Source organism: Escherichia sp. KTE52, from assembly GCF_000408325.1.
GTDB lineage: Bacteria > Pseudomonadota > Gammaproteobacteria > Enterobacterales > Enterobacteriaceae > Escherichia > Escherichia marmotae.
Genome location: NZ_KE138680.1, coordinates 1455325 through 1478686 on the forward strand (window position 1 = coordinate 1455325; position 23362 = coordinate 1478686).

The window sequence follows — 23362 nt, forward strand, 5'->3', positions numbered from 1 at the left end:
AATGAGCGCCTGATGCGACGCTTGCGCGTCTTATCAGGCCTACAAATGTTGCAGACGCGTAGGCCGGATAAGGCGTTTACGCCGCATCCGGCAATCAACGCCTGATGTGACGCTTGTGCGTCTTATCCGGCAATTCACAGCTCCCGATGAGGGCAACAAATGCCGCGTGGCCTGGAATTACTGATTGCACAAACAATTTTGCAGGGTTTCGATGCCCAGTATGGTCGATTCCTCGAAGTGACTTCCGGGGCGCAGCAGCGTTTCGAACAAGCCGACTGGCACGCTGTCCAGCAGGCGATGAAAAATCGTATCCATCTTTACGATCATCACGTGGGTCTGGTGGTGGAGCAGTTACGCTGCATTACCAACGGCCAAAGCACGAATGCGGCATTTTTACTGCACGTCAAAGAGCATTACACCCGGCTATTGCCGGACTACCCGCGCTTCGAGATTGCGGAGAGTTTTTTCAACTCCGTATACTGTCGGTTATTTGACCACCGCTCGCTTACTCCCGAGCGGCTTTTTATCTTTAGCTCCCAGCCGGAACGCCGCTTTCGTACCATTCCGCGCCCGCTGGCCAAAGACTTTTACCCCGATCACGGCTGGGAATCACTGCTGATGCGCGTTATTAGCGACTTGCCGCTACGCCTGTGCTGGCAGAATAAAAGCCGTGATATCAACTATATCATTCTTCATCTGACGGAAACGCTGGGGACAGATAACCTCGCTGAAAGTCATCTACAGGTGGCGAACGAACTGTTTTACCGTAATAAAGCCGCCTGGCTGGTGGGCAAACTGATAACGCCTTCCGGCACGTTGCCATTTTTGCTGCCGATCCACCAGACGGACGACGGCGAGTTGTTTATTGATACCTGCCTGACGACGACCGCCGAAGCGAGCATCGTCTTTGGCTTCGCGCGATCCTATTTTATGGTTTACGCGCCGCTGCCTGCCGCACTGGTCGAGTGGCTACGGGAGATTCTGCCGGGTAAAACTACCGCAGAACTGTATATGGCTATCGGTTGCCAGAAGCATGCCAAAACCGAAAGTTACCGTGAATATCTCGTTTATTTACAAGGATGTAATGAGCAGTTTATTGAAGCGCCGGGCATTCGTGGGATGGTCATGCTGGTGTTCACGCTGCCGGGCTTTGATCGGGTATTCAAAGTCATCAAAGACAAATTCGCCCCGCAGAAAGAGATGTCAGCGGCTCACGTCCGCGCCTGCTATCAACTGGTAAAAGAGCACGATCGCGTAGGAAGGATGGCGGATACCCAGGAGTTTGAAAACTTTGTACTGGAGAAGCGACATATTTCCCCGTCATTAATGGATTTGCTGCTTCAGGAAGCGCCAGAAAAAATCACCGATCTGGGCGAACAAATTGTGATTCGCCATCTCTATATCGAACGGCGGATGGTGCCTCTCAATATTTGGCTTGAACAGGTTGAGGGTCAGCAACTGCGTGATGCTATAGAAGAGTACGGCAACGCTATTCGCCAGCTTGCCGCCGCCAATATTTTCCCCGGTGATATGCTGTTTAAAAACTTTGGCGTCACCCGACACGGGCGCGTGGTGTTTTATGATTACGATGAAATTTGCTACATGACGGAAGTGAATTTCCGCGACATCCCACCGCCGCGCTACCCGGAAGACGAACTCGCCAGCGAACCGTGGTATAGCGTCTCGCCGGGCGATGTTTTCCCGGAAGAGTTCCGCCACTGGCTATGCGCCGACCCACGCATTGGTCCACTGTTCGAGGAAATGCACGCCGACCTGTTCCGCGCCGATTACTGGCGCGCTCTACAAAACCGCATCCGCGAAGGACATGTGGAAGATGTTTATGCATATCGGCGCAGACAGCGGTTTAGCGTGCGGTTTGTATAAATCAGAGGCGAAAAGTCACCGCATTCCACCATACGCCAGCGTTACTTCCTTCGCCGCTTTAATTACCATCGCGCCAAACTCAGTCACGCGGTCATCGGTAATACGTGAAATCGGCCCGGAAATTGAAATTGCGGCAAACGGTTCGCGGTGTTCATCGAAAATACACGCAGCCAGGCAACGCAGTCCCAGCGCATGTTCTTCATCATCAAATGAATAACCGCGTTTGCGTGTCTGCGCGAGGTCTTCTTTTAAATGCACAGGAGAAACCAGCGTCGCGTGGGTATAGGCATGTAACCCTTTGCGATGCAGCAGCTTTGTCACCTGTTCTTCACTCAGTTGAGCCAAAAAGGCTTTACCGGCACCGGAAGCATGCATCGGCAATTTACCGCCAATAGGGGCGGACATTCGCATCAGATGCGTACACTGCACCTGATCGATAATAATCGCCTCGTGATCGCTTTGATCGAGCACCGCCATATTGACCGTTTCGCCAGATTCTTCCATCAGATCGCGCAGTATAGGATGGACAATAGCTAACAAATTACGGCTCTGGAGAAAACTGCTACCGACCATAAATGCATGCGCGCCGATCGCCCAGTGACCCAGCTCACCGACCTGACGCACAAAGCCCTGTTGTTGCATAGTGGTTAGCAGACGGTGGGTGGTGGAGTTGGGTAATCCGGCTTGCTGTGCCAGTTCGGTTAGTGCCACACTGCCATTGGATTCGGCAATCCACTCCAGTAATTTCAGGCCACGCGTTAAAGACTGAACCTGTCCAGTCGCGGGGGCGCTGGTTGCGGCAGGTTTTCTACCGCGTTTTGCGGGAATGGGTGCGACCATGACAGCCTCCTTTTTCTGTATCGTGGAAATCATTTTCATTTTTATTGTTAACTAATGCAACAGTTGCTGTACTGATCCGATGAGTTAATGTTGAACAAATCTCATGTTGCGTAGTGGCCGCTTTTACCACTGATGCGTTTGTGCCAGTATGGTTTGTTGAATTTTTATTAAATCTGGGTTGAGCGTGTCGGGAGCAAGTGTGAGCAGCAAAGTTGAACAACTGCGTGCGCAGTTAAATGAACGTATTCTGGTGCTGGACGGCGGTATGGGCACCATGATCCAGAATTATCGTCTGAACGAAGCCGATTTTCGCGGTGAGCGTTTTGCCGACTGGCCGTGCGATCTAAAAGGCAACAACGACCTGCTGGTGCTCAGTAAACCTGATGTGATTGCCGCGATCCACAACGCTTACTTTGAAGCGGGCGCGGATATCATCGAAACCAACACCTTCAACTCCACGACTATTGCGATGGCGGATTACCAGATGGAATCCCTGTCAGCAGAAATCAACTTTGCAGCAGCGAAACTGGCACGTGCCTGCGCTGACGAGTGGACCGCCCGCACGCCGGGGAAACCACGCTACGTTGCTGGTGTTCTCGGCCCAACCAATCGCACAGCATCTATTTCTCCGGATGTAAACGATCCGGCATTTCGCAATATCACCTTTGACCAACTGGTGGCGGCTTATCGTGAATCCACCAAAGCGCTGGTGGAAGGCGGTGTAGACCTGATTCTGATTGAAACTGTTTTCGACACTCTTAACGCGAAAGCGGCGGTCTTTGCGGTGAAAACCGAGTTTGAAGCGCTGGGTGTGGAGTTGCCGATTATGATTTCCGGCACCATTACCGACGCCTCCGGGCGCACGCTCTCCGGTCAGACAACCGAGGCATTTTACAACTCCCTGCGGCATGCCGAAGCGCTGACCTTTGGCCTCAACTGCGCACTGGGGCCAGACGAACTGCGTCAGTACGTGCAGGAACTTTCGCGTATTGCCGAATGCTACGTCACCGCGCACCCGAATGCCGGGCTGCCAAACGCCTTTGGTGAATACGATCTCGATGCTGACACAATGGCGAAACAGATTCGCGAATGGGCTGAATCTGGTTTCCTGAATATTGTCGGCGGCTGCTGTGGCACGACGCCACAACATATTGCTGCGATGAGCCGTGCAGTTGAAGGATTAGCACCGCGCAAACTGCCTGATATCCCCGTAGCCTGCCGTTTGTCCGGACTGGAGCCGCTGAACATTGGCGACGATAGTTTGTTTGTTAACGTTGGTGAACGAACTAATGTAACCGGTTCCGCTAAGTTCAAACGCCTGATCAAAGAAGAGAAATATAGCGAGGCGCTGGACGTGGCGCGTCAGCAGGTGGAAAACGGCGCGCAGATTATCGATATCAACATGGATGAAGGGATGCTCGACGCCGAAGCGGCGATGGTGCGTTTCCTCAGTCTGATTGCTGGCGAGCCGGATATCGCTCGCGTGCCGATTATGATCGATTCTTCGAAATGGGACGTCATCGAAAAAGGACTGAAGTGTATTCAGGGCAAAGGCATTGTTAACTCTATCTCGATGAAAGAGGGCGTTGAAACCTTTATCCATCATGCCAAATTATTACGCCGTTACGGTGCGGCGGTGGTGGTAATGGCCTTTGACGAACAGGGCCAGGCCGATACCCGCACACGGAAAATCGAGATTTGCCGTCGGGCGTACAAAATCCTCACCGAGGAAGTCGGCTTCCCGCCGGAAGATATCATTTTCGACCCGAACATCTTCGCTGTCGCCACCGGGATTGAAGAGCATAACAATTACGCGCAGGATTTCATCGGCGCGTGCGAAGACATCAAACGCGAACTGCCGCACGCACTCATCTCCGGTGGCGTCTCCAACGTTTCCTTCTCGTTCCGTGGCAACGACCCGGTGCGCGAAGCTATTCACGCGGTGTTCCTCTACTACGCCATCCGTAACGGTATGGATATGGGGATCGTCAACGCCGGACAACTGGCGATTTACGACGATCTGCCTGCGGAACTGCGCGACGCGGTGGAAGATGTGATCCTTAACCGTCGCGACGATGGTACAGAGCGTTTACTGGAACTTGCCGAAAAATATCGCGGCAGTAAAACCGACGACACCGCCAACGCCCAACAGGCGGAGTGGCGCTCGTGGGACGTGAAGAAACGCCTGGAGTACTCGTTGGTCAAAGGCATTACTGAGTTTATCGAACAGGACACCGAAGAAGCTCGTCAACAAGCCGCTCGCCCGATTGAAGTGATTGAAGGGCCGCTGATGGACGGAATGAACGTCGTCGGTGACCTGTTTGGTGAAGGGAAAATGTTTTTGCCGCAGGTGGTGAAATCGGCACGCGTTATGAAGCAGGCGGTGGCGTATCTCGAACCGTATATTGAAGCCAGCAAAGAGCAGGGTAAAACCAACGGTAAGATGGTGATCGCCACCGTGAAGGGTGACGTGCACGATATCGGTAAAAATATTGTTGGTGTGGTGCTGCAATGTAACAACTATGAAATTGTTGATCTCGGCGTGATGGTGCCAGCGGAAAAAATCCTCCGCACTGCCAAAGAGGTGAATGCTGATTTGATTGGTCTTTCGGGGCTGATCACGCCGTCGCTGGACGAAATGGTCAACGTGGCGAAAGAGATGGAGCGTCAGGGCTTCACCATTCCGCTACTGATTGGCGGCGCGACTACCTCAAAAGCGCATACAGCGGTGAAAATCGAGCAAAACTACAGCGGCCCGACGGTTTACGTGCAAAACGCCTCGCGCACCGTTGGTGTTGTGGCGGCGCTGCTTTCCGACACTCAGCGTGACGACTTTGTCGCTCGTACCCGCAAAGAGTACGAAACCGTGCGTATTCAGCACGGGCGCAAGAAACCGCGCACGCCACCGGTCACGCTGGAAGTGGCGCGCGATAACGATTTCGCTTTTGACTGGCAGGCCTATACGCCGCCTGTAGCGCACCGTCTCGGCGTGCAGGAAGTCGAAGCCAGCATCGAAACGCTGCGTAACTATATCGACTGGACGCCGTTCTTTATGACCTGGTCGCTGGCCGGAAAGTATCCGCGCATTCTGGAAGATGAAGTGGTGGGCGAAGAGGCAAAACGCCTGTTTAAAGACGCTAACGACATGCTGGATAAATTAAGCGCTGAAAAATCGCTGAATCCGCGCGGCGTGGTTGGCCTGTTCCCGGCAAACCGGGTGGGTGACGACATTGAAATCTATCGTGATGAAACACGCACGCATGTGATTAATATCAGCCACCATCTGCGCCAACAGACGGAAAAAACCGGCTTTGCTAACTACTGCCTCGCTGATTTTGTGGCACCGAAACTCTCCGGCAAAGCGGATTACATCGGTGCATTTGCCGTAACTGGCGGGCTGGAAGAGGACGCGCTGGCTGATGCCTTCGAAGCGCAGCACGATGATTACAATAAAATCATGGTGAAAGCGCTTGCCGACCGTTTAGCCGAAGCCTTTGCAGAATATCTTCATGAGCGCGTGCGTAAAGTCTACTGGGGCTACGCGCCGAATGAAAATCTCAGCAACGAAGACCTGATCCGCGAAAACTATCAGGGCATCCGCCCGGCACCAGGATATCCGGCCTGCCCGGAACATACGGAAAAAGCCACCATCTGGGAGCTGCTGGAAGTGGAAAAACACACCGGCATGAAACTCACGGAATCTTTCGCTATGTGGCCTGGCGCATCAGTTTCGGGTTGGTACTTCAGCCATCCGGACAGCAAGTACTACGCAGTGGCACAAATTCAGCGCGATCAGGTTGAAGACTATGCCCGCCGTAAAGGTATGAGCGTTTCTGATGTTGAACGCTGGCTGGCGCCGAATCTGGGGTATGACGCCGACTGATTCACAAATCTGTCACTTTTCTTTACAACAAACAGGGCACTCACGGAGTGCCCTGTCTCTTTATTGATAGTAAACACATATACTGGACTTATATCAGACCGGAAAAGCGCTTCCGGAACTGTTTCAGGCACATATAACGATAAGGAGAACCTGAACTCGTGTTAACACTGCTTCACCTGCTTTCTGCCGTCGCCCTGCTGGTCTGGGGGACGCATATTGTTCGAACAGGCGTAATGCGTGTCTTTGGCGCACGGCTGCGTACTGTCCTTAGCCGGAGCGTCGAAAAAAAGCCGCTCGCCTTCTGTGCGGGGATTGGCGTTACGGCACTGGTGCAGAGCAGTAATGCCACCACCATGCTGGTGACGTCGTTTGTTGCCCAGGATCTGGTTGCTCTCGCGCCTGCGCTGGTGATTGTGCTGGGGGCCGACGTCGGAACGGCGCTGATGGCGCGGGTTCTCACCTTCGATTTATCCTGGTTGTCGCCGCTACTTATTTTTATCGGCGTAATTTTTTTCCTCGGACGCAAGCAGTCGCGCGCCGGGCAACTGGGCCGCGTCGGTATTGGCCTTGGGTTGATTTTGCTGGCACTGGAGTTGATTGTGCAGGCCGTAACGCCGATCACCCAGGCGAACGGTGTTCAGGTGATCTTTGCCTCGCTGACCGGCGATATTCTGCTGGATGCGCTGATTGGCGCGATGTTCGCCATTATCAGCTACTCCAGCCTTGCCGCGGTACTGCTGACTGCGACTCTGACTGCTGCGGGCATTATCTCTTTCCCGGTGGCGCTCTGCCTGGTTATTGGCGCTAACCTTGGTTCCGGCTTGCTGGCGATGCTCAACAATAGCGCCGCTAATGCTGCCGCACGTCGTGTCGCGTTGGGCAGCCTGCTTTTTAAGCTGGTGGGGAGCCTGATTATCCTGCCGTTTGTCCACGTTCTGGCAGAATCAATGGATAAACTGCCTTTGCCGAAAGCGGAACTGGTTATCTATTTCCACGTCTTCTATAACCTTGTGCGCTGTCTGGCGATGCTGCCATTTGTCGACCCGATGGCACGGTTTTGCAAAACCATTATTCGCGATGAACCCGAACTGGATGCCCATCTGAAACCAAAACATCTGGATGTCAGCGCGCTGGATACGCCGACCCTTGCTCTGGCGAATGCCGCCCGTGAAACACTGCGCATCGGTGACGCGATGGAACAGATGATGGAAGGGCTGAATAAAGTGATGCACGGCGAACCGCGTGAAGAGAAGGAGTTGCGCAAGCTGGCGGATGATATCAACGTCCTCTACACCGCGATTAAACTTTATCTGGCGCGGATGCCAAAAGAAGAGTTGGCGGAAGAAGAATCACGTCGCTGGGCGGAGATTATCGAAATGGCGCTCAACCTTGAGCAGGCTTCCGATATTGTCGAGCGCATGGGCAGCGAAATTGCCGACAAATCACTGGCAGCACGGCGGGCGTTTTCGCTTGATGGGTTGAAGGAACTGGATGCGCTCTATGAGCAATTGCTCAGCAATTTAAAACTGGCAATGTCGGTGTTCTTCTCTGGCGATGTCACCAGCGCTCGCCGTTTACGTCGCAGTAAGCATCGCTTTCGCATTCTTAATCGCCGCTATTCCCATGCCCACGTCGATCGCCTGCATCAGCAAAACGTGCAGAGTATTGAAACCAGTTCGCTACATTTAGGTTTATTGGGAGATATGCAGCGTCTGAACTCGCTGTTTTGTTCGGTGGCTTACAGCGTACTGGAACAGCCAGATGAAGATGAGGGACGGGACGAGTATTAATATTGTGAATCCTGTAGGCCTGATAAGACGCGTTAAGCGTCGCATCAGGCACTATGTACAAGATGCCGGATCATGCATCCGGCAATTCACTTAAAAACGGTGACCCGCTTCCAGCGGCACGGCTTCTTCACCGGCCTTAAACACATAAGTGGTATTCGGGCCGCCAAGCGTAGCGTGACCTTTACTTACGGTGATCCAGTTACCTTCCGGCAGACCAATAATCGTCAGTTCTGGCGCTACCACCAGTAATTCGCGAATACGCTGCTCGCGCGTTTCACCTTTGTGACCTTCCGGCAGCGCGTTGGTGAAGTGCGGGTTGATTTGCAGCGGGAACAGATTCAGCGCATCGAAGCCCTGCGGATCGACAATCGGCATATCGTTGGTCGTGCGAATGGTTGGGCAAGCGAGGTTAGCGCCTGCGCTCCAGCCAATATACAGCGCGCCGCGTTTCACTACGTCAACAATCGGTGCCAGCAGACCGCGCACACGGCATTCTTTCAGTAACTGGAAAGTGTTGCCACCGCCGACAATCACGATCTCCGCATTTTCAATCGCGGCAACAGGATCGGCAACGCTATGAATACCAGTGACAGAAATGCCAAGTGGGGCAAGAACTGCGGTCGTTTTGGCGGTGTAATCATCCCAGGTTTGCGTTACGCCAGCGAAAGGAATAAACACCGCGGAACGGCGACCCTGCAACTGTTCAGCAATCAGCGGCAGCGCATGTTCCAGCCAGGCTTTTCCCGGCAGCGTCGAGTTACTCAATAAAAGCAGTTCCATTACTTCTCCGGTTAGTAAGAAATCACGGAAGGCATGCTACCACTGTGAATTTAACCGCTTACTGACATGGCTCACGATGTCGCGTATTGAACCTGGAAAGCGTCTCGCAAGTTTGAATGTTCAGGCGTGACAGGTATTCGCAACAGCGGTATTTTCCGACAAATTTTTAAGGAAACTGGAGGAAAAATGCTCGCTAATTACGCTACTTTTAGACAGCGTATGCGCATCATGATGGAGGGAATTATGCGCACAATGTCGAAGGTGAAAAAATCTGTCAATGTTTCGCTGCCCCCCGAGATTCTGGAAGAGGCACGTAAATCCTGTCGCTGATGTATTAAAGCATGCCATTGTTGTCCGGCGGTCAGACTTGCTCAGCTATCTGGCGGTAAACCACCTGTAAAAGTTTGTCCGGTGGTTTCAATTGCTGGCCTGGACCACATGGTGATGACAGGAATACCGCTAAAAGAGTTGGGAGAACGTATAGCTGATCTTAGTCAACAGCGAATCGAACTGCGTGATGCTATCGATTTTCTATTAAACGGCTATTAATGCTGGTACGTAACTTATCGTATTCCGCATAAATCCTGTTTTTCGGGAGGAGGAGGTAAGGTATATTCCGCGTTTCAGAGGAGAATTTATGCTGCCCGACTCATCAGTCCGTTTAAATAAATACATCAGCGAAAGCGGAATTTGCTCACGCCGCGAAGCGGATCGCTATATCGAGCAAGGCAATGTGTTCCTTAATGGCAAGCGTGCCACTATTGGCGATCAGGTAAAGCCCGGTGACGTTGTAAAAGTAAACGGTCAGTTGATCGAGCCGCGGGAAGCCGAAGATTTAGTGCTTATCGCCCTGAATAAGCCCGTGGGCATTGTCAGCACTACGGAAGATGGCGAGCGCGATAACATCGTCGATTTCGTCAATCACAGCAAGCGCGTGTTCCCGATTGGTCGCCTGGATAAAGACTCCCAGGGGCTGATTTTCCTCACTAATCACGGCGATCTGGTCAATAAGATCCTTCGTGCTGGCAACGACCATGAAAAAGAATATCTGGTGACGGTCGATAAACCGATTACCGAGGAGTTTATTCGCAGCATGAGTGCGGGGGTGCCAATCCTCGGGACAGTGACCAAAAAGTGCAAAGTTAAAAAAGAAGCGCCGTTTGTCTTTCGTATTACCCTGGTGCAAGGGTTGAACCGTCAGATCCGTCGTATGTGTGAACATTTTGGCTACGAAGTGAAAAAGCTGGAACGTACGCGCATTATGAACGTCAGCTTAAGCGGCATTCCGCTGGGTGAATGGCGTGATTTAACCGACGATGAGCTTATCGATCTCTTTAAACTCATTGAAAATTCCTCTTCCGAGGCGAAGCCCAAAGCGAAGGCCAAACCGAAAACGGCAGGCATCAAACGCCCGGTGGTGAAGGTGGAGAAAACAGCGGAAAAAGGTGGCCGCCCGGCATCAAACGGCAAGCGTTTCGCCTCGCCGGGGCGGAAGAAAAAAGGTCGTTAATCAGCGTTTGCCACGCGTCGACGTATTTGCCGACCAACTGAATGACGCTTCAGGATCCGGTTTATAAGCCTGCTTTTTCTTCAACTGGCGGGCTTTTTTCGCTTCAGCCTCACGCTCAACCATTAATTTATCGATGTACTCTTTCTTAATGCTGTTGGTTTCGGCGTTGGTCAGCACGCGGCCATGTGCAATACGCGCTCGATCCAGCAGCGTCTTCAGTTCGCGCTGTTCACGCTCAGTCATCTCTTTTTGAGTAATGCGGGGGAGTGCCATGATGGTGCCCTCTGTTAATCGGATAGCTCAGTGTACGGGAATTCATTTGCGAGCAGAACCGATAAGATTCATTTGCGTTCTCTTTTATTTTTATGTTTTTAGCTAATTAGCGATAAATACATATAAAAATTTAACGGAAATAATTCTCTGGTAACTGTTCAAATTTAATTAATCTTTTATTATTCAATGTGTTAAATCTTAGAGTCCATTTCTGGCTCGTTTCTCGCAATAACGCTATCGCATTGATAACATTTCTGTTTTCAGTGGTCTGGCGCGGGTTAGTTAATATCAAAGGATGAGTCAAATGCCATTAAATGGAGTCAGTGCTGCGATGCGTGAACGGGTATCGCAGCAGTTAAAGGAAATTGAATGGCGGTATGGCGTGAAAGTGCTGTACGCCTGCGAATCGGGGAGTCGCGGCTGGGGATTTGCCTCGCCAGACAGCGATTACGATGTGCGTTTTTTGTATGTTCACCCGCTGGAATGGTATCTGCGGGTAGAGTCACCACGCGATGTTATCGAACTGCCCATCGACGACGAGCTGGATGTTTCAGGTTGGGAGTGGCGCAAGGCGCTGGGATTATTGAAAGGCGCGAACCCGACGCTGATTGAATGGCTGGATTCGCCGGTGGTCTATCAGCAGGATGAAGAAACGATAACGGCGCTTAAGGCGATGGTGCCGAAGTGGTTTTCTCCGCTACGTGCACGCTGGCATTACTATTCGATGGCGCAGAAAAACTTCCGCGGCTATTTGCAGGGCGACGAAGTTCGGCTGAAAAAATATTTTTACGTGCTGCGCCCGCTGCTGGCCGTGCGCTGGGTCGAAGCGGGTAAAGGCGTACCGCCAATGCGCTTTGCTGAGTTACTGGCGGGAAGTGAGTTGGATGCGGCCTTACGTGCAGAAATAGATGAATTGCTGGAACGTAAACAGCGCGCGGGAGAAGCGGAATATGGACCGCGCCGTCCATTGCTACATGTGTTTATTCGTGCGGAACTGGCGCGCGGGGAAATTCCACCAGTGTTACCGGACAGCAGGGAAGGCGATGTCAGGGAGTTGGATCGTCTGTTGATGACGACAGTGATGGGGAAATAAATACGGCCCGGGGCATATCATCCGGGCCGTACTGTTTTTACTCAAACAAATTACTATGCAGTTTCTGCACCACCTGATCGGCGTCTGCGCCTGGCACCAGGAAGCACAGGTTATGGCTGGAAGCGCCGTAGCAAATCATGCGGATGTTGAACGGTTCCAGTACGCCAAAGACCTCTTTGCCGACGCCGCAGGCTTTTGACAGGTCGTTGCCAATCAGTGCCACCAGCGCCAGGCCTTCTTCCACTTCTACCCGGCACAGTGCCGAAAGCTCCATCAGTAAGGATTGCGTCAGCAACGTATCGCCGGTAGATGTTGATCCGGTAGTGTCGAGAGTTAACGCCACGCTTACTTCTGACGTCGTAATTAAATCTACCGAAATATTATGTCGCGCGAGGATGCCGAAAACCTCCGCGAGGAAGCCGCGGGAATGCAGCATATTCAGGCTATGTAGGGTTAATAGCGTTTGTTTACGGCGCAGGGCCAGTGCGCGAAATAGCGGTGGATTTTCGGTGGTATTACACACCAGCGTACCGCCAGCGCGCGGATCTTTGCTGGAGCCGACAAATACCGGAATATCGCTGCGTACTGCAGGCAACAACGTTGCCGGATGCAGCACTTTCGCGCCAAAGGTCGCCATTTCAGCGGCCTCTTCAAAAGCAATTTCATCTATGCGTTTTGCTGCGGGCACCACGCGCGGATCGGTAGTGTAGATGCCGGGGACGTCAGTCCAGATATCCACACGAGATGCGTGTAAAGCTTCCGCCAGCAAGGCTGCAGTATAATCGCTGCCGCCACGACCAAGTGTTGTGGTACGGCCTTTACTTTCTCTGCCAATAAATCCCTGAGTGATGATTAAACTTTCACTGAGTCGTGGGGCCAACTGCAACGCAGCCAGTTCCGCCAGTGCAGTAACATCCGGCTCCGCACGGCCAAATCGGTCATTGGTACGCATCACTTTACGCACATCAAACCACTGTGCCTGAACATTGCGTTCGCGCAGGATCTCAACAAACAGCAGAGTAGACATCAGCTCGCCGTGGCTGACCAGTTCATCTGTTAACGCCGGAGAGGTTGCCAGTGCCGCTGCTTCGGCCAGAATGGTAATGTTCTCCAGTAGACGTTCAATCTCTTCACGGACGACGTTCGGGTAACGCAGGCGTTCCAGAATAGCGAACTGAATATTGCGAATGGCATCGAGTTTTTCGAAACGCTCAGCCGGTTCCAGACCTTCGGCTAGTGCTACCAGCAGATTGGTGATCCCTGCGGAAGCGGAAAGCACAACTAAACGCACATTCACATCAGAAAGCACAATGTCAGCGCTGCGGTTCATGGCGTCGAAATCAGCCACGCTAGTACCACCAAATTTGGAGACAACAATATCGGGCATAACAACCTCGTGTCAGGGAATGAAAGAAGCGACCATGGCACAAAGGCAAAACAGAAACCGGTGCAGGCGCAGACCGTATTTATAAATAAAAGGTGTAGCGGAGTGTGTCAACGCTGGGATTATGCGGATTATTCATGCAGCGCTGGTGGCCAGAAATTGTGCTTATAACAGCTATACTGTTTTATCCATTTCGGCGGTTGAACGAGCTAAAGACACTAAAACCATCACATTTTTCTGTGACTGGCGCTACAATCTTCCACAGTCACAATTCTCAATATCAGAAGAGTATTGCTAATGAAAAATATCAATCCAACGCAGACCGCTGCCTGGCAGGCACTACAGAAACACTTCGATGAAATGAAAGACGTTACGATCGCTGAGCTTTTTTCTAAAGACGGCGATCGTTTTTCTAAGTTCTCCGCAACCTTCGACGATCAGATGCTGGTGGATTACTCCAAAAACCGCATCACCGAAGAGACGCTGGCGAAATTACAGGATCTGGCGAAAGAGTGCGATCTGGCTGGCGCGATTAAGTCGATGTTCTCTGGCGAGAAGATCAACCGTACCGAAAACCGCGCTGTACTGCACGTGGCGCTGCGTAACCGTAGCAATACGCCGATTCTGGTTGATGGCAAAGACGTGATGCCGGAAGTCAACGCGGTGCTGGAGAAGATGAAAACCTTCTCGGAAGCGATTATTTCTGGTGAGTGGAAAGGTTATACCGGCAAGGCAATCACTGACGTGGTAAACATCGGTATCGGTGGTTCTGACCTTGGTCCGTACATGGTGACTGAAGCGCTGCGCCCGTACAAAAACCACCTGAACATGCACTTCGTTTCTAACGTCGATGGGACTCACATCGCAGAAGTACTGAAAAAAGTGAATCCGGAAACCACCCTGTTCCTGGTGGCGTCTAAAACCTTCACTACTCAGGAAACTATGACCAACGCCCACAGTGCGCGTGACTGGTTCCTGAAAGCGGCTGGCGATGAGAAGCACGTTGCGAAACACTTTGCGGCGCTCTCCACCAACGCGAAAGCTGTTGGCGAGTTTGGTATTGATACCGCTAACATGTTCGAGTTCTGGGATTGGGTCGGCGGTCGTTACTCTCTGTGGTCAGCGATTGGTCTGTCGATTGTTCTCTCCATCGGTTTTGATAACTTCGTTGAACTGCTTTCCGGTGCACACGCCATGGACAAGCATTTCTCCACTACTCCGGCAGAGAAAAACCTGCCTGTACTGCTGGCGCTGATCGGCATCTGGTACAACAATTTCTTTGGCGCGGAAACTGAAGCGATTCTGCCATACGACCAGTATATGCACCGTTTTGCGGCGTACTTCCAGCAGGGCAATATGGAATCCAACGGTAAGTACGTTGACCGTAACGGTAACGTGGTGGATTACCAGACTGGCCCGATTATTTGGGGTGAGCCAGGTACGAACGGTCAGCACGCGTTCTACCAGTTGATTCACCAGGGAACCAAAATGGTGCCGTGCGATTTCATCGCCCCGGCTATCACCCATAACCCGCTCTCTGATCACCACCAGAAACTGCTGTCTAACTTCTTCGCTCAGACCGAAGCTCTGGCGTTTGGTAAATCCCGCGAAGTGGTTGAGCAGGAATACCGTGATCAGGGTAAAGATCCGGCGACGCTCGATTATGTTGTGCCGTTCAAAGTGTTCGAAGGCAACCGCCCGACCAACTCCATTCTGCTGCGCGAAATCACCCCGTTCAGTCTGGGTGCCTTGATTGCGCTGTATGAGCACAAAATCTTTACTCAGGGCGTGATCCTGAATATCTTCACCTTTGACCAGTGGGGCGTAGAGCTGGGTAAACAACTGGCGAACCGCATTCTGCCGGAGCTGAAAGATGATAAAGAAATCAGCAGCCACGATAGCTCGACCAATGGTCTGATTAACCGCTATAAAGCGTGGCGCGGTTAATCATCGTGCATTTCTGATGCCGATATGTAGGCCGGATAAGGCGTTCACGCCGCATCCGGCAACCGGTGCCTGATGCGACGCGGTCGCGTCTTATCAGGCCTACAGGTCGATGCCGATATGTACATCGCATTCGGCAATTAATACATAGCTCGATTGACTAAATAGCCTTAAAAACAATGCCGACTATAAGTCGGCATTGTTTTATCAGATAAATCCCCTTGCCGGTGATTTAACGAAAATCATACCGTGAGGTTAATCCTAAAATATATTTTTAGTCTGTGTTAATTTCAGAAAATACGCAGGGAATTTATTTTTATATTTATTTTAACTGAATGATTTAACTGATTGTTTTCATATTATAAAAATATATAGTTGATATTCATTCCAATTATCCTAAAACCCCTTCACTAATTCCCCGCGGCGTAATTCGTATGCTTTAGTTGTGTATACTCGATCCCGCCCGAAATGTTTTTGGGTAAATCTCCATTCATTCAATGAAGGGAAATTATTATGAAAAAAGTTCTGTATGGCATTTTTGCCATATCTGCGCTTGCGGTGACTTCTGCGTGGGCTGCACCTGTACAGGTGGGCGAAGCGGCAGGGTCAGCAGCAACGTCGGTTTCAGCGGGTAGTTCCTCTGCGACCAGCGTCAGCACCGTAAGCTCGGCGGTGGGCGTCGCGCTCGCGGCAACCGGTGGCGGTGATGGTTCTAATACCGGGACCACAACAACCACGACCACCAGTACTCAGTAATAAAGTATGTATCCCCAAAATAATTCGAGTCATCGCATCTGTGGCTTGAGGTATGAAGGGATTTACCATAACCACACTCCGGTGTGGTTATTCTGCCCCTCTGGAGAAGAGTCGTGAAGCGACCTGTACTCATTCTTATCTGCCTGTTATTACAGGCCTGTTCAGCCACTACTCAAGAACTGGGCAACTCACTGTGGGACAGCCTGTTCGGTACGCCGGGCGTTCAGCTTACGGACGATGATATTCAAAATATGCCCTACGCCAGCCAGTATATGCAGCTTAATGGCGGTCCACAGTTATTTGTCGTTTTGGCCTTCGCTGAAGACGGACAACAAAAATGGGTTACTCAGGATCAGGCCACCCTCGTTACGCAACATGGTCGTCTGGTGAAAACCCTGCTCGGTGGCGACAACCTGATTGAAGTAAATAATCTTGCTGCCGATCCGCTGACCAAACCCGCACAAATCGTTGATGGCACAACCTGGACTCGCACGATGGGCTGGACCGAGTACCAGCAGGTGCGCTACGCCACAGCTCGTTCAGTCTTTAAATGGGATGGTACTGACACCGTCAAAGTCGGCAGCGATGAAACCCCGGTTCGCATGCTGGATGAAGAAGTCTCCACCGATCAGGCGTGCTGGCATAACCGTTACTGGATCGACAGCGAAGGACAAATTCGCCAGTCGGAACAGTATCTCGGTGCAGATTATTTCCCGGTGAAAACCACGCTCATCAAGGCAGCAAAACAATGATTAAACAAACAATTGCAGCGTTGCTTTTGAGCGTAGGGATGTCATCGGTCTTGGCGGCGGGAACCGTCAAGGTGTTTAGCAATGGTAGTCGCGAGGCAAAAACGCTGACGGGCGCAGAGTATTTAATCGATCTGGTGGGGCAACCACGACTGGCAAATAGCTGGTGGCCCGGTGCGGTGATTAGCGAAGAGCTGGCAACGGCGGCGGCATTGCGTCAACAGCAGGCGTTGCTGGCACGACTGGCGGCGTTGGCCGCAGATTCCAGCGGTGATGATGCCGCCGCTATTAACACCTTACGCCAGCAAATTCAGGCGTTGAAAGTGACGGGCAGGCAAAAAATCAATCTTGATCCCGATATGGTGCGCGTTGCCGAACGCGGTAACCCGCCGTTGCAGGGCAACTACACGCTGTGGGTCGGATCTCCGCCGTCAACGGTCACGTTGTTTGGGCTTATTAGTCGTCCAGGCAATCAGCCATTTACCCCAGGTCGTGACGTGGCGAGTTACCTCTCCGGTCAGAACCTGCTTAGTGGTGCGGATCGCAGCTACGCATGGGTTATTTATCCAGACGGTCGCACGCAAAAAGCGCCGGTGGCTTACTGGAACAAGCGTCACGTAGAGCCGATGCCCGGCAGCATTATTTATGTTGGCCTGGCGGACTCCGTTTGGAGTAAGACGCCAGACGCCCTGAACGCCGACATTCTTCAGATTCTGACGCAGCGGATACCCCAATAATGAAAAAAAGACATCTGCTTAGCGTACTGGCGCTGGGCATTAGCGCGGCCTGCTACGGCGAAACGTATCCTGCGCCTATCGGGCCGTCGCAATCAGATTTCGGCGGCGTCGGTTTGTTGCAAACGCCCACCGCCCGTATGGCGCGGGAAGGGGAGCTTAGTCTCAACTACCGCGATAACGATCAGTACCGTTATTACTCAGCTTCAGTGCAACTCTTCCCGTGGCTGGAAACGACGCTGCGCTATACCGACGTGCGTACCAGACAGTACAGCAGCGTCGAAGCGTTCTCTGGCGACCAAACGTATAAAGATAAAGCCTTCGATCTTAAACTGCGTTTGTGGGAAGAGAGTTACTGGATGCCGCAGGTGGCTGTTGGCGCGCGGGATATCGGCGGTACGGGGCTGTTTGATGCGGAATATCTGGTCGCCAGCAAAGCCTGGGGGTCGTTTGATTTCACACTCGGCCTGGGGTGGGGATATCTGGGCACCAGCGGTAACGTGAAAAATCCGCTCTGTTCAGCCAGTGACAAATATTGCTATCGCGATAACAGCTATAAACAGGCGGGTTCTATCGACGGCAGCCAGATGTTCCACGGCCCGGCCTCGCTGTTTGGGGGAGTGGAATACCAGACGCCCTGGCAGCCGCTGCGCCTGAAACTGGAGTATGAAGGCAATAATTATCAGCAGGATTTTGCTGGGAAGCTGGAGCAAAAAAGTAAGTTTAACGTCGGGGCGATTTATCGCGTTACCGATTGGGCCGACGTTAACCTTAGCTATGAACGTGGCAACACCTTTATGTTTGGCGTCACGCTGCGCACCAACTTTAACGATCTGCGCCCGTCGTACAACGATAACGCCCGACCGCAATACCAGCCGCAGCCGCAGGATGCCATTTTGCAGCATTCGGTGGTGGCGAATCAGTTAACGCTGTTGAAATACAACGCCGGGCTTGCCGATCCGCAGATCCAGGTGAAAGGCGATACGCTGTATGTTACCGGCGAGCAGGTGAAATATCGCGATTCGCGCGAAGGGATCATTCGTGCCAATCGGATCGTGATGAACGATCTGCCGGATGGGATCCGCATGATCCGTATAACGGAAAATCGGCTTAATATGCCGCAGGTGACCACTGAAACGGATGTCGCCAGCCTGAAAAATCATCTTGCCGGAGAGCCGCTGGGTCATGAAACAACGTTGGCACAAAAACGCGTCGAACCGGTGGTGCCGAAGTCCACTGAACAAGGCTGGTATTTTGACAAATCGCGCTTTGATTTCCATATCGATCCAGTACTGAATCAGTCAGTTGGTGGCCCGGAAAATTTCTATATGTACCAGCTTGGCGTGATGGGGACGGCGGATTTGTGGCTAACGGATCATCTGCTGACTACCGGCAGCCTGTTTGCTAACCTGGCGAATAACTACGACAAGTTTAACTACACTAACCCGCCGCAGGACTCCCATCTGCCGCGTGTGCGTACTCATGTTCGTGAATATGTGCAGAACGATGTTTACGTCAATAACCTGCAAGCCAACTACTTCCAGCATCTGGGCAACGGCTTCTATGGCCAGGTCTACGGCGGCTATCTCGAAACCATGTTTGGCGGTGCAGGGGCAGAAGTGTTGTATCGTCCGCTGGATAGCAACTGGGCGTTTGGGCTGGATGCTAACTATGTGAAACAGCGCGACTGGCGTAGCGCGAAAGATATGATGAAGTTTACCGATTACAGCGTGAAAACCGGACATCTGACCGCGTACTGGACGCCATCTTTCGCCCAGGATGTGTTAGTCAAAGCGAGCGTCGGGCAGTATCTGGCAGGGGATAAAGGCGGTACGCTGGAGATTGCCAAACGTTTTGATAGCGGCGTGGTGGTGGGTGGCTATGCCACGATCACTAACGTTTCGAAAGAGGAGTACGGGGAAGGGGATTTCACCAAAGGCGTGTATGTCTCTGTACCGCTGGATCTCTTCTCGTCCGGCCCGACCCGCAGTCGTGCGGCAATTGGTTGGACACCGCTGACGCGCGACGGTGGTCAGCAACTTGGGCGTAAGTTCCAGTTGTATGATATGACCAGCGATCGTAGCGTAAATTTCCGTTAAGTCATGGGAAAGGTGCCAGCTTTCGCAATCACTGGCACCCTCATTCTTAATGGCCTGTCGAGCCATCAGGAACGCAGTTCACCCCCGGTTTACGATCTGGTGTGTAAAGGCGAAAACATTCTGTCTTCCTGTCCGTCGATATAGGTTGCAGGTCTGGTTGCCTGAGCGACTGAGCCATCATTGGGCTGGAGACATTGCTTTGCGGAAGGTCGGCTTTATCAGCAGTACCGAGCGGACCGGCAAAAGCAGGAAGAACAGAGACTGATAACAACAAAGCAGCAAAATAAGGCTTCATTTTTACCACCTTTATCAGGTTAGGTTTTATTTGTTCCAGAGGAACATTGTCGATTTTTCGCGCTTTGTTGGTGGCTGGGAATCACCTGAATGGGTGATTTTTTGGGGGCGCGTGTCTTGCCGGAGGCACAGTCAGGCGCGGTTTATCCGGCCTACGGGGAGCCGCATCCGGCGCTGGCGGGAGGAGCCATCTAAATCCAGGTTGAACAAAACATACACAAAAAATATAGATCTCCGTCACATTTTTACGTTATACAGGAAGCTCGCCACTGAGTTGGAGGGCTGTTATGACGTCGCTATCTCGTCCCCGCGTGGAGTTTATCTCCACTATTTTGCAGACCGTACTCAATCTTGGCCTGTTGTGCCTGGGCTTGATTCTGGTTGTCTTTCTCGGCAAAGAAACGGTGCATCTGGCTGATGTGCTGTTCGCACCAGAACAAACCAGCAAATATGAGCTGGTGGAAGGGCTGGTGGTTTACTTTCTCTATTTCGAATTTATCGCCCAGATTGTGAAGTATTTTCAGTCCGGATTTCACTTTCCCTTACGTTACTTTGTCTATATCGGGATCACCGCCATTGTGCGCTTGATCATCGTCGATCATAAATCGCCACTGGATGTGTTGATCTACTCTGCAGCGATCCTGTTACTGGTGATCACGCTATGGCTGTGTAATTCGAAACGGCTGAAGCGGGAGTAAAAAAGAGGCGCTCCGAAGAGCGCCGAATAACAGTCACAAGTTAGGATAACGTAAGTTGAGGGTGCAGCGGCATAACATTGGCATAACAACATCTTTAACCTTTCACACCACCCGCCGTCAGGCCGTTGACCAGCCAGCGTTGAGCCAGCAAGAAGACGAGGGTGATCGGTAATGCAGACATCACAGCAGCGGCAGCAAAGTCACCCCACAGGTAGTTTTGTGGGTTGAGGTATTGCTGCATACCCACGGCCAGGGTGTAACTGTTCACATCACGCAGTAACAGCGACGCGACCGGAACTTCAGTAATAGCAGCGATAAATGACAGGATGAACACCACTGCCAGAATCGGTACTGACAGCGGCAGCAGGACGAGGCGGAAGGCCTGCCACGGCGTCGCGCCATCCAGCGCCGCCGCTTCTTCCAGCGAGCCATCGATAGTTTCGAAATAACCTTTGATCGTCCAGACGTGCAGCGCAATCCCCCCCAGGTAAGCAAAGATAACGCCGCCGTGGGTATTCAGGCCGATGAACGGAATGTACTCACCCAGGCGGTCAAATAACGCATACAACGCGACCAGTGAGAGTACCGCCGGGAACATCTGGAAAATCAGCATCCCTTTCAGCAGCGTCGCTTTGCCAGGGAAGCGCATACGGGCAAAGGCGTAGGCGCAGGTAGTGGAGAGCGCCACAATACCAATCGCAGAAATCCCCGCGACTTTCACCGAGTTCCACAGCCACAGCAGTACCGGGAACGGCGGTGGCGTAACGCGACCATCCGCCTGTTCAACGCTAAAACCTAACGCCAGTTTCCAGTGATCCCACGAGATTTGCTCCGGGATCAGGCTGCCGGTCGCGAAGTTCCCCTGGCGCAGCGAGATGGCGACGACCATTAGCAGCGGGAACATAATCGCCGCGATAAAAAGTAGCAGTAGCAGGTGAGTAATAAATAAACGTACTTTTTGCGATTTCGGTTGGACCATTGCCATTTTTGTTATCTCCCTTAATCAAACTTCATTCGCGTGGCTTTCAGGTTCACTATCGCCAACGCACCCACCAGCAGGAAGATCAGCGTGGCAATCGCTGCCGCCAGACCGAAGTCCTGACCACCGCCGCCTTCAAAGGCGATACGGTAGGTGTAGTTAACGAGCAGGTCGGTATAACCGGCTGGTGTGGTGGTGCCAAGACGATCCGGGCCGCCATTGGTCAACAGTTGAATCAGTACGAAGTTGTTAAAGTTAAAGGCGAAGCTGGCGATCATCAGCGGTGTTAGCGGCTTGATCAGCAGCGGCAGCGTGATTTTAAAGAAGTTCTGGAATGGGCCTGCGCCATCCATCGCAGAGGCTTCATACAGATCGTCTGGAATCGCTTTCAGCAAGCCCATGCAGAGGATCATCATGTACGGATAACCCAGCCAGGTGTTGACGATAATCAGCATCGTCCGCGCAGTGGTTGGATCGCTGAACCAGGCGGGCTTCACGCCAAACAGTGCGCTCAACATCATGTTGATTTCACCGAAGCTCTGGTTGAACAACCCTTTGAAAATCAAAATTGAAATAAATGAGGGGACGGCGTAGGGCAGAATCAGCAGTACGCGGTAGATAGCTTTGCCGCGCAACGCTTCCCATTGCACCAGACAAGCCAGCACCATGCCGACTGCCACCGTTAAAAAGACAGTGATCAGTGAGAACATCACGGTCCAGACGAAAATCGCGAGGAACGGTTTCTGAATGCCTTCGTCGGTGAAGACGCGGGTAAAGTTTTTCCAGCCGGTGGTTACGGTATAACCCGGACTTAACTTTTCGTCGCCCCAGTTGCCGTCGGCGGTAATGGACTGGTAAAAGCCTGTCTGGTCATTCGGGCGATACTTTACACCACTCTGGTTATTGGTCAGCGTACCATCATCGCCCAGCGTGTAGAGCGGCTGCGTACCGGAGAACTGGCGCAGGGAGCTCATCATCACTTTGTTGTCATCCGGGAGAATGGCGGTAATGTTGCTCAGTGCCTGACGATTTTGGGTAATCACGCGCAGATTTGCGCGCTCGCCTTCAGGCAGTGTGGCGCTTTCTTTCAACTGTAGCTTTTGCTCGCCGCCAAATTTAAAGGCGTCGGAGAGATAATTCTTGCCGGTTTCACCATCGGTAAGCGCCAGTTGCCACTCATCACCTGCCGGATAAAGACCGAAGTTATAGGTTTTTCCCGCTTGCCAGGAACGATCCAACAGAACTTCCTGGGCGCGTTCAAAAGTAAGCTGGTTGGTGCTGCTGTAGTTGGTGAAGGCGATGGCGATGGTGCAGACCAGAGGGAAGAGGACGAATAAGCCCATTCCGGCCATTCCCGGATAGACATAGCGCCAGGCATAGGCTTTACGGTTGGCGAAAATATACAGCCCCGCTGAACTCAAAATCAGCGTGGTAATGGCGAACAGGTATTCCCCTTGTGCGTACATTAAAACTACAAGGTAACCCACCAGCAGGCCAAGCAGACCTAACACTGACCATTTCAGCGCGTCGCTTTGCCACCAATGTTTCTTTTTAATGACATCCATGGGGTTCTTCCTCATTCCTGGACGGATAAATGATTACACCGCATCCGGCAACAACTGCCTGATGCGACGCTGGCGCGTCTTATCAGGCCTACATACGTTTCGTTTTT

General features: G+C 52.2%; 19 protein-coding genes. 12 read left to right on the forward strand and 7 right to left on the reverse strand.

All coding sequences use genetic code 11. The features are described from left to right. Window positions 1-159 precede the first annotated feature (159 nt). Window positions 160-1884, forward strand: a complete 1725-nt coding sequence (gene aceK, locus A1SC_RS04810) for a bifunctional isocitrate dehydrogenase kinase/phosphatase (protein WP_001137256.1) — start codon at window positions 160-162, stop codon at window positions 1882-1884. A 15-nt stretch (window positions 1885-1899) separates the two neighbouring features. On the opposite strand, the gene iclR is transcribed toward aceK, so the two are convergent. Beyond that, window positions 1900-2724 (reverse strand): glyoxylate bypass operon transcriptional repressor IclR, encoded by an 825-nt coding sequence (gene iclR, locus A1SC_RS04805; RefSeq protein WP_000226393.1) that lies wholly within the window; start codon window positions 2722-2724, stop codon window positions 1900-1902. A 199-nt stretch (window positions 2725-2923) separates the two neighbouring features. Here iclR and metH point away from each other — a divergent pair, with 199 nt between their 5' ends. Further along, window positions 2924-6607, forward strand: a complete 3684-nt coding sequence (gene metH / locus A1SC_RS04800) for a methionine synthase (RefSeq protein ID WP_016262761.1) — start codon at window positions 2924-2926, stop codon at window positions 6605-6607. Window positions 6608-6765: 158 nt separating this feature from the next. After that, the gene (locus A1SC_RS04795) at window positions 6766-8397 is read left to right on the forward strand and encodes a Na/Pi cotransporter family protein (protein ID WP_001517548.1); all 1632 of its coding nucleotides are present in this window, start codon (window positions 6766-6768) and stop codon (window positions 8395-8397) included. A gap of 90 nt (window positions 8398-8487) precedes the next feature. Here A1SC_RS04795 and pepE read toward each other — a convergent pair whose 3' ends face one another. Next, window positions 8488-9177, reverse strand: a complete 690-nt coding sequence (gene pepE, locus A1SC_RS04790; RefSeq protein ID WP_016262762.1) for a dipeptidase PepE — start codon at window positions 9175-9177, stop codon at window positions 8488-8490. A 411-nt stretch (window positions 9178-9588) separates the two neighbouring features. Here pepE and A1SC_RS25945 point away from each other — a divergent pair, with 411 nt between their 5' ends. Together A1SC_RS25945 and rluF are read left to right on the forward strand one after the other, a co-directional pair. Then, window positions 9589-9726: a CcdB family protein gene (locus tag A1SC_RS25945; protein WP_228929306.1), complete on the forward strand. Its 138-nt coding sequence runs from the start codon at window positions 9589-9591 to the stop codon at window positions 9724-9726. 88 nt (window positions 9727-9814) lie between these two features. Next, a complete protein-coding gene (rluF, locus tag A1SC_RS04785; RefSeq protein ID WP_001517551.1) occupies window positions 9815-10687 on the forward strand; it encodes a 23S rRNA pseudouridine(2604) synthase RluF in 873 nt (290 codons plus the stop codon). Here rluF and A1SC_RS04780 read toward each other — a convergent pair whose 3' ends face one another. Continuing rightward, on the reverse strand, window positions 10688-10960 hold the full coding sequence (locus A1SC_RS04780) for a YjbD family protein (RefSeq protein WP_001207629.1): 273 nt from the start codon (window positions 10958-10960) through the stop codon (window positions 10688-10690). A 304-nt stretch (window positions 10961-11264) separates the two neighbouring features. On the opposite strand from A1SC_RS04780, the gene A1SC_RS04775 reads away from it, so the two are divergent. Then, complete coding sequence (locus tag A1SC_RS04775; protein WP_016262764.1) at window positions 11265-12053, forward strand: nucleotidyltransferase domain-containing protein; 789 nt, start codon at window positions 11265-11267, stop codon at window positions 12051-12053. 37 nt (window positions 12054-12090) lie between these two features. Here the strand turns inward: A1SC_RS04775 and lysC are convergent, their stop codons facing one another. Next, window positions 12091-13440, reverse strand: a complete 1350-nt coding sequence (lysC, locus tag A1SC_RS04770; protein WP_001517553.1) for a lysine-sensitive aspartokinase 3 — start codon at window positions 13438-13440, stop codon at window positions 12091-12093. Between the two features lie 294 nt (window positions 13441-13734). Here lysC and pgi point away from each other — a divergent pair, with 294 nt between their 5' ends. The 5 genes from pgi (at window position 13735) to A1SC_RS04745 (ending at window position 19719) form a co-directional block, all read left to right on the forward strand. After that, complete coding sequence (gene pgi, locus A1SC_RS04765) at window positions 13735-15384, forward strand: glucose-6-phosphate isomerase (protein WP_016262765.1); 1650 nt, start codon at window positions 13735-13737, stop codon at window positions 15382-15384. 510 nt (window positions 15385-15894) lie between these two features. Continuing rightward, on the forward strand, window positions 15895-16137 hold the full coding sequence (gene yjbE / locus A1SC_RS04760; RefSeq protein WP_000757338.1) for an exopolysaccharide production protein YjbE: 243 nt from the start codon (window positions 15895-15897) through the stop codon (window positions 16135-16137). Window positions 16138-16250: 113 nt separating this feature from the next. Beyond that, complete coding sequence (locus A1SC_RS04755; protein ID WP_016262766.1) at window positions 16251-16889, forward strand: YjbF family lipoprotein; 639 nt, start codon at window positions 16251-16253, stop codon at window positions 16887-16889. After that, window positions 16886-17623, forward strand: coding sequence for a capsule biosynthesis GfcC family protein (locus tag A1SC_RS04750; protein WP_016262767.1), 738 nt, complete (start codon window positions 16886-16888; stop codon window positions 17621-17623). Before A1SC_RS04755 ends, A1SC_RS04750 begins: the two co-directional genes overlap by 4 nt. Next, window positions 17623-19719, forward strand: coding sequence for a YjbH domain-containing protein (locus tag A1SC_RS04745; protein ID WP_016262768.1), 2097 nt, complete (start codon window positions 17623-17625; stop codon window positions 19717-19719). Before A1SC_RS04750 ends, A1SC_RS04745 begins: the two co-directional genes overlap by 1 nt. A gap of 46 nt (window positions 19720-19765) precedes the next feature. Here A1SC_RS04745 and A1SC_RS0122350 read toward each other — a convergent pair whose 3' ends face one another. Continuing rightward, complete coding sequence (locus tag A1SC_RS0122350) at window positions 19766-20044, reverse strand: hypothetical protein (protein WP_000804022.1); 279 nt, start codon at window positions 20042-20044, stop codon at window positions 19766-19768. 256 nt (window positions 20045-20300) lie between these two features. Between A1SC_RS0122350 and psiE the strand changes: the two genes are divergently transcribed. Continuing rightward, the gene (gene psiE, locus A1SC_RS04740) at window positions 20301-20711 is read left to right on the forward strand and encodes a phosphate-starvation-inducible protein PsiE (protein ID WP_016262770.1); all 411 of its coding nucleotides are present in this window, start codon (window positions 20301-20303) and stop codon (window positions 20709-20711) included. Window positions 20712-20805: 94 nt separating this feature from the next. On the opposite strand, the gene malG is transcribed toward psiE, so the two are convergent. After that, window positions 20806-21696 (reverse strand): maltose ABC transporter permease MalG, encoded by an 891-nt coding sequence (gene malG / locus A1SC_RS04735; protein ID WP_001252091.1) that lies wholly within the window; start codon window positions 21694-21696, stop codon window positions 20806-20808. Between the two features lie 14 nt (window positions 21697-21710). Then, window positions 21711-23255, reverse strand: coding sequence for a maltose ABC transporter permease MalF (gene malF, locus A1SC_RS04730; RefSeq protein ID WP_001517565.1), 1545 nt, complete (start codon window positions 23253-23255; stop codon window positions 21711-21713). Window positions 23256-23362 lie beyond the last annotated feature (107 nt).

What these genes read in the sequence shown, in the direction of transcription:
- malF (WP_001517565.1), bottom strand. Translation starts at nt 23,255, where the DNA reads ATGGATGTCATTAAAAAGAAACATTGGTGGCAAAGCGACGCGCTGAAA.
- pgi (WP_016262765.1), top strand. Translation starts at nt 13,735, where the DNA reads ATGAAAAATATCAATCCAACGCAGACCGCTGCCTGGCAGGCACTACAG.
- lysC (WP_001517553.1), bottom strand. Translation starts at nt 13,440, where the DNA reads ATGCCCGATATTGTTGTCTCCAAATTTGGTGGTACTAGCGTGGCTGAT.
- rluF (WP_001517551.1), top strand. Translation starts at nt 9,815, where the DNA reads ATGCTGCCCGACTCATCAGTCCGTTTAAATAAATACATCAGCGAAAGC.
- malG (WP_001252091.1), bottom strand. Translation starts at nt 21,696, where the DNA reads ATGGCAATGGTCCAACCGAAATCGCAAAAAGTACGTTTATTTATTACT.
- yjbE (WP_000757338.1), top strand. Translation starts at nt 15,895, where the DNA reads ATGAAAAAAGTTCTGTATGGCATTTTTGCCATATCTGCGCTTGCGGTG.
- psiE (WP_016262770.1), top strand. Translation starts at nt 20,301, where the DNA reads ATGACGTCGCTATCTCGTCCCCGCGTGGAGTTTATCTCCACTATTTTG.
- A1SC_RS04745 (WP_016262768.1), top strand. Translation starts at nt 17,623, where the DNA reads ATGAAAAAAAGACATCTGCTTAGCGTACTGGCGCTGGGCATTAGCGCG.
- A1SC_RS04750 (WP_016262767.1), top strand. Translation starts at nt 16,886, where the DNA reads ATGATTAAACAAACAATTGCAGCGTTGCTTTTGAGCGTAGGGATGTCA.
- A1SC_RS04780 (WP_001207629.1), bottom strand. Translation starts at nt 10,960, where the DNA reads ATGGCACTCCCCCGCATTACTCAAAAAGAGATGACTGAGCGTGAACAG.
- aceK (WP_001137256.1), top strand. Translation starts at nt 160, where the DNA reads ATGCCGCGTGGCCTGGAATTACTGATTGCACAAACAATTTTGCAGGGT.
- pepE (WP_016262762.1), bottom strand. Translation starts at nt 9,177, where the DNA reads ATGGAACTGCTTTTATTGAGTAACTCGACGCTGCCGGGAAAAGCCTGG.
- iclR (WP_000226393.1), bottom strand. Translation starts at nt 2,724, where the DNA reads ATGGTCGCACCCATTCCCGCAAAACGCGGTAGAAAACCTGCCGCAACC.
- A1SC_RS04775 (WP_016262764.1), top strand. Translation starts at nt 11,265, where the DNA reads ATGCCATTAAATGGAGTCAGTGCTGCGATGCGTGAACGGGTATCGCAG.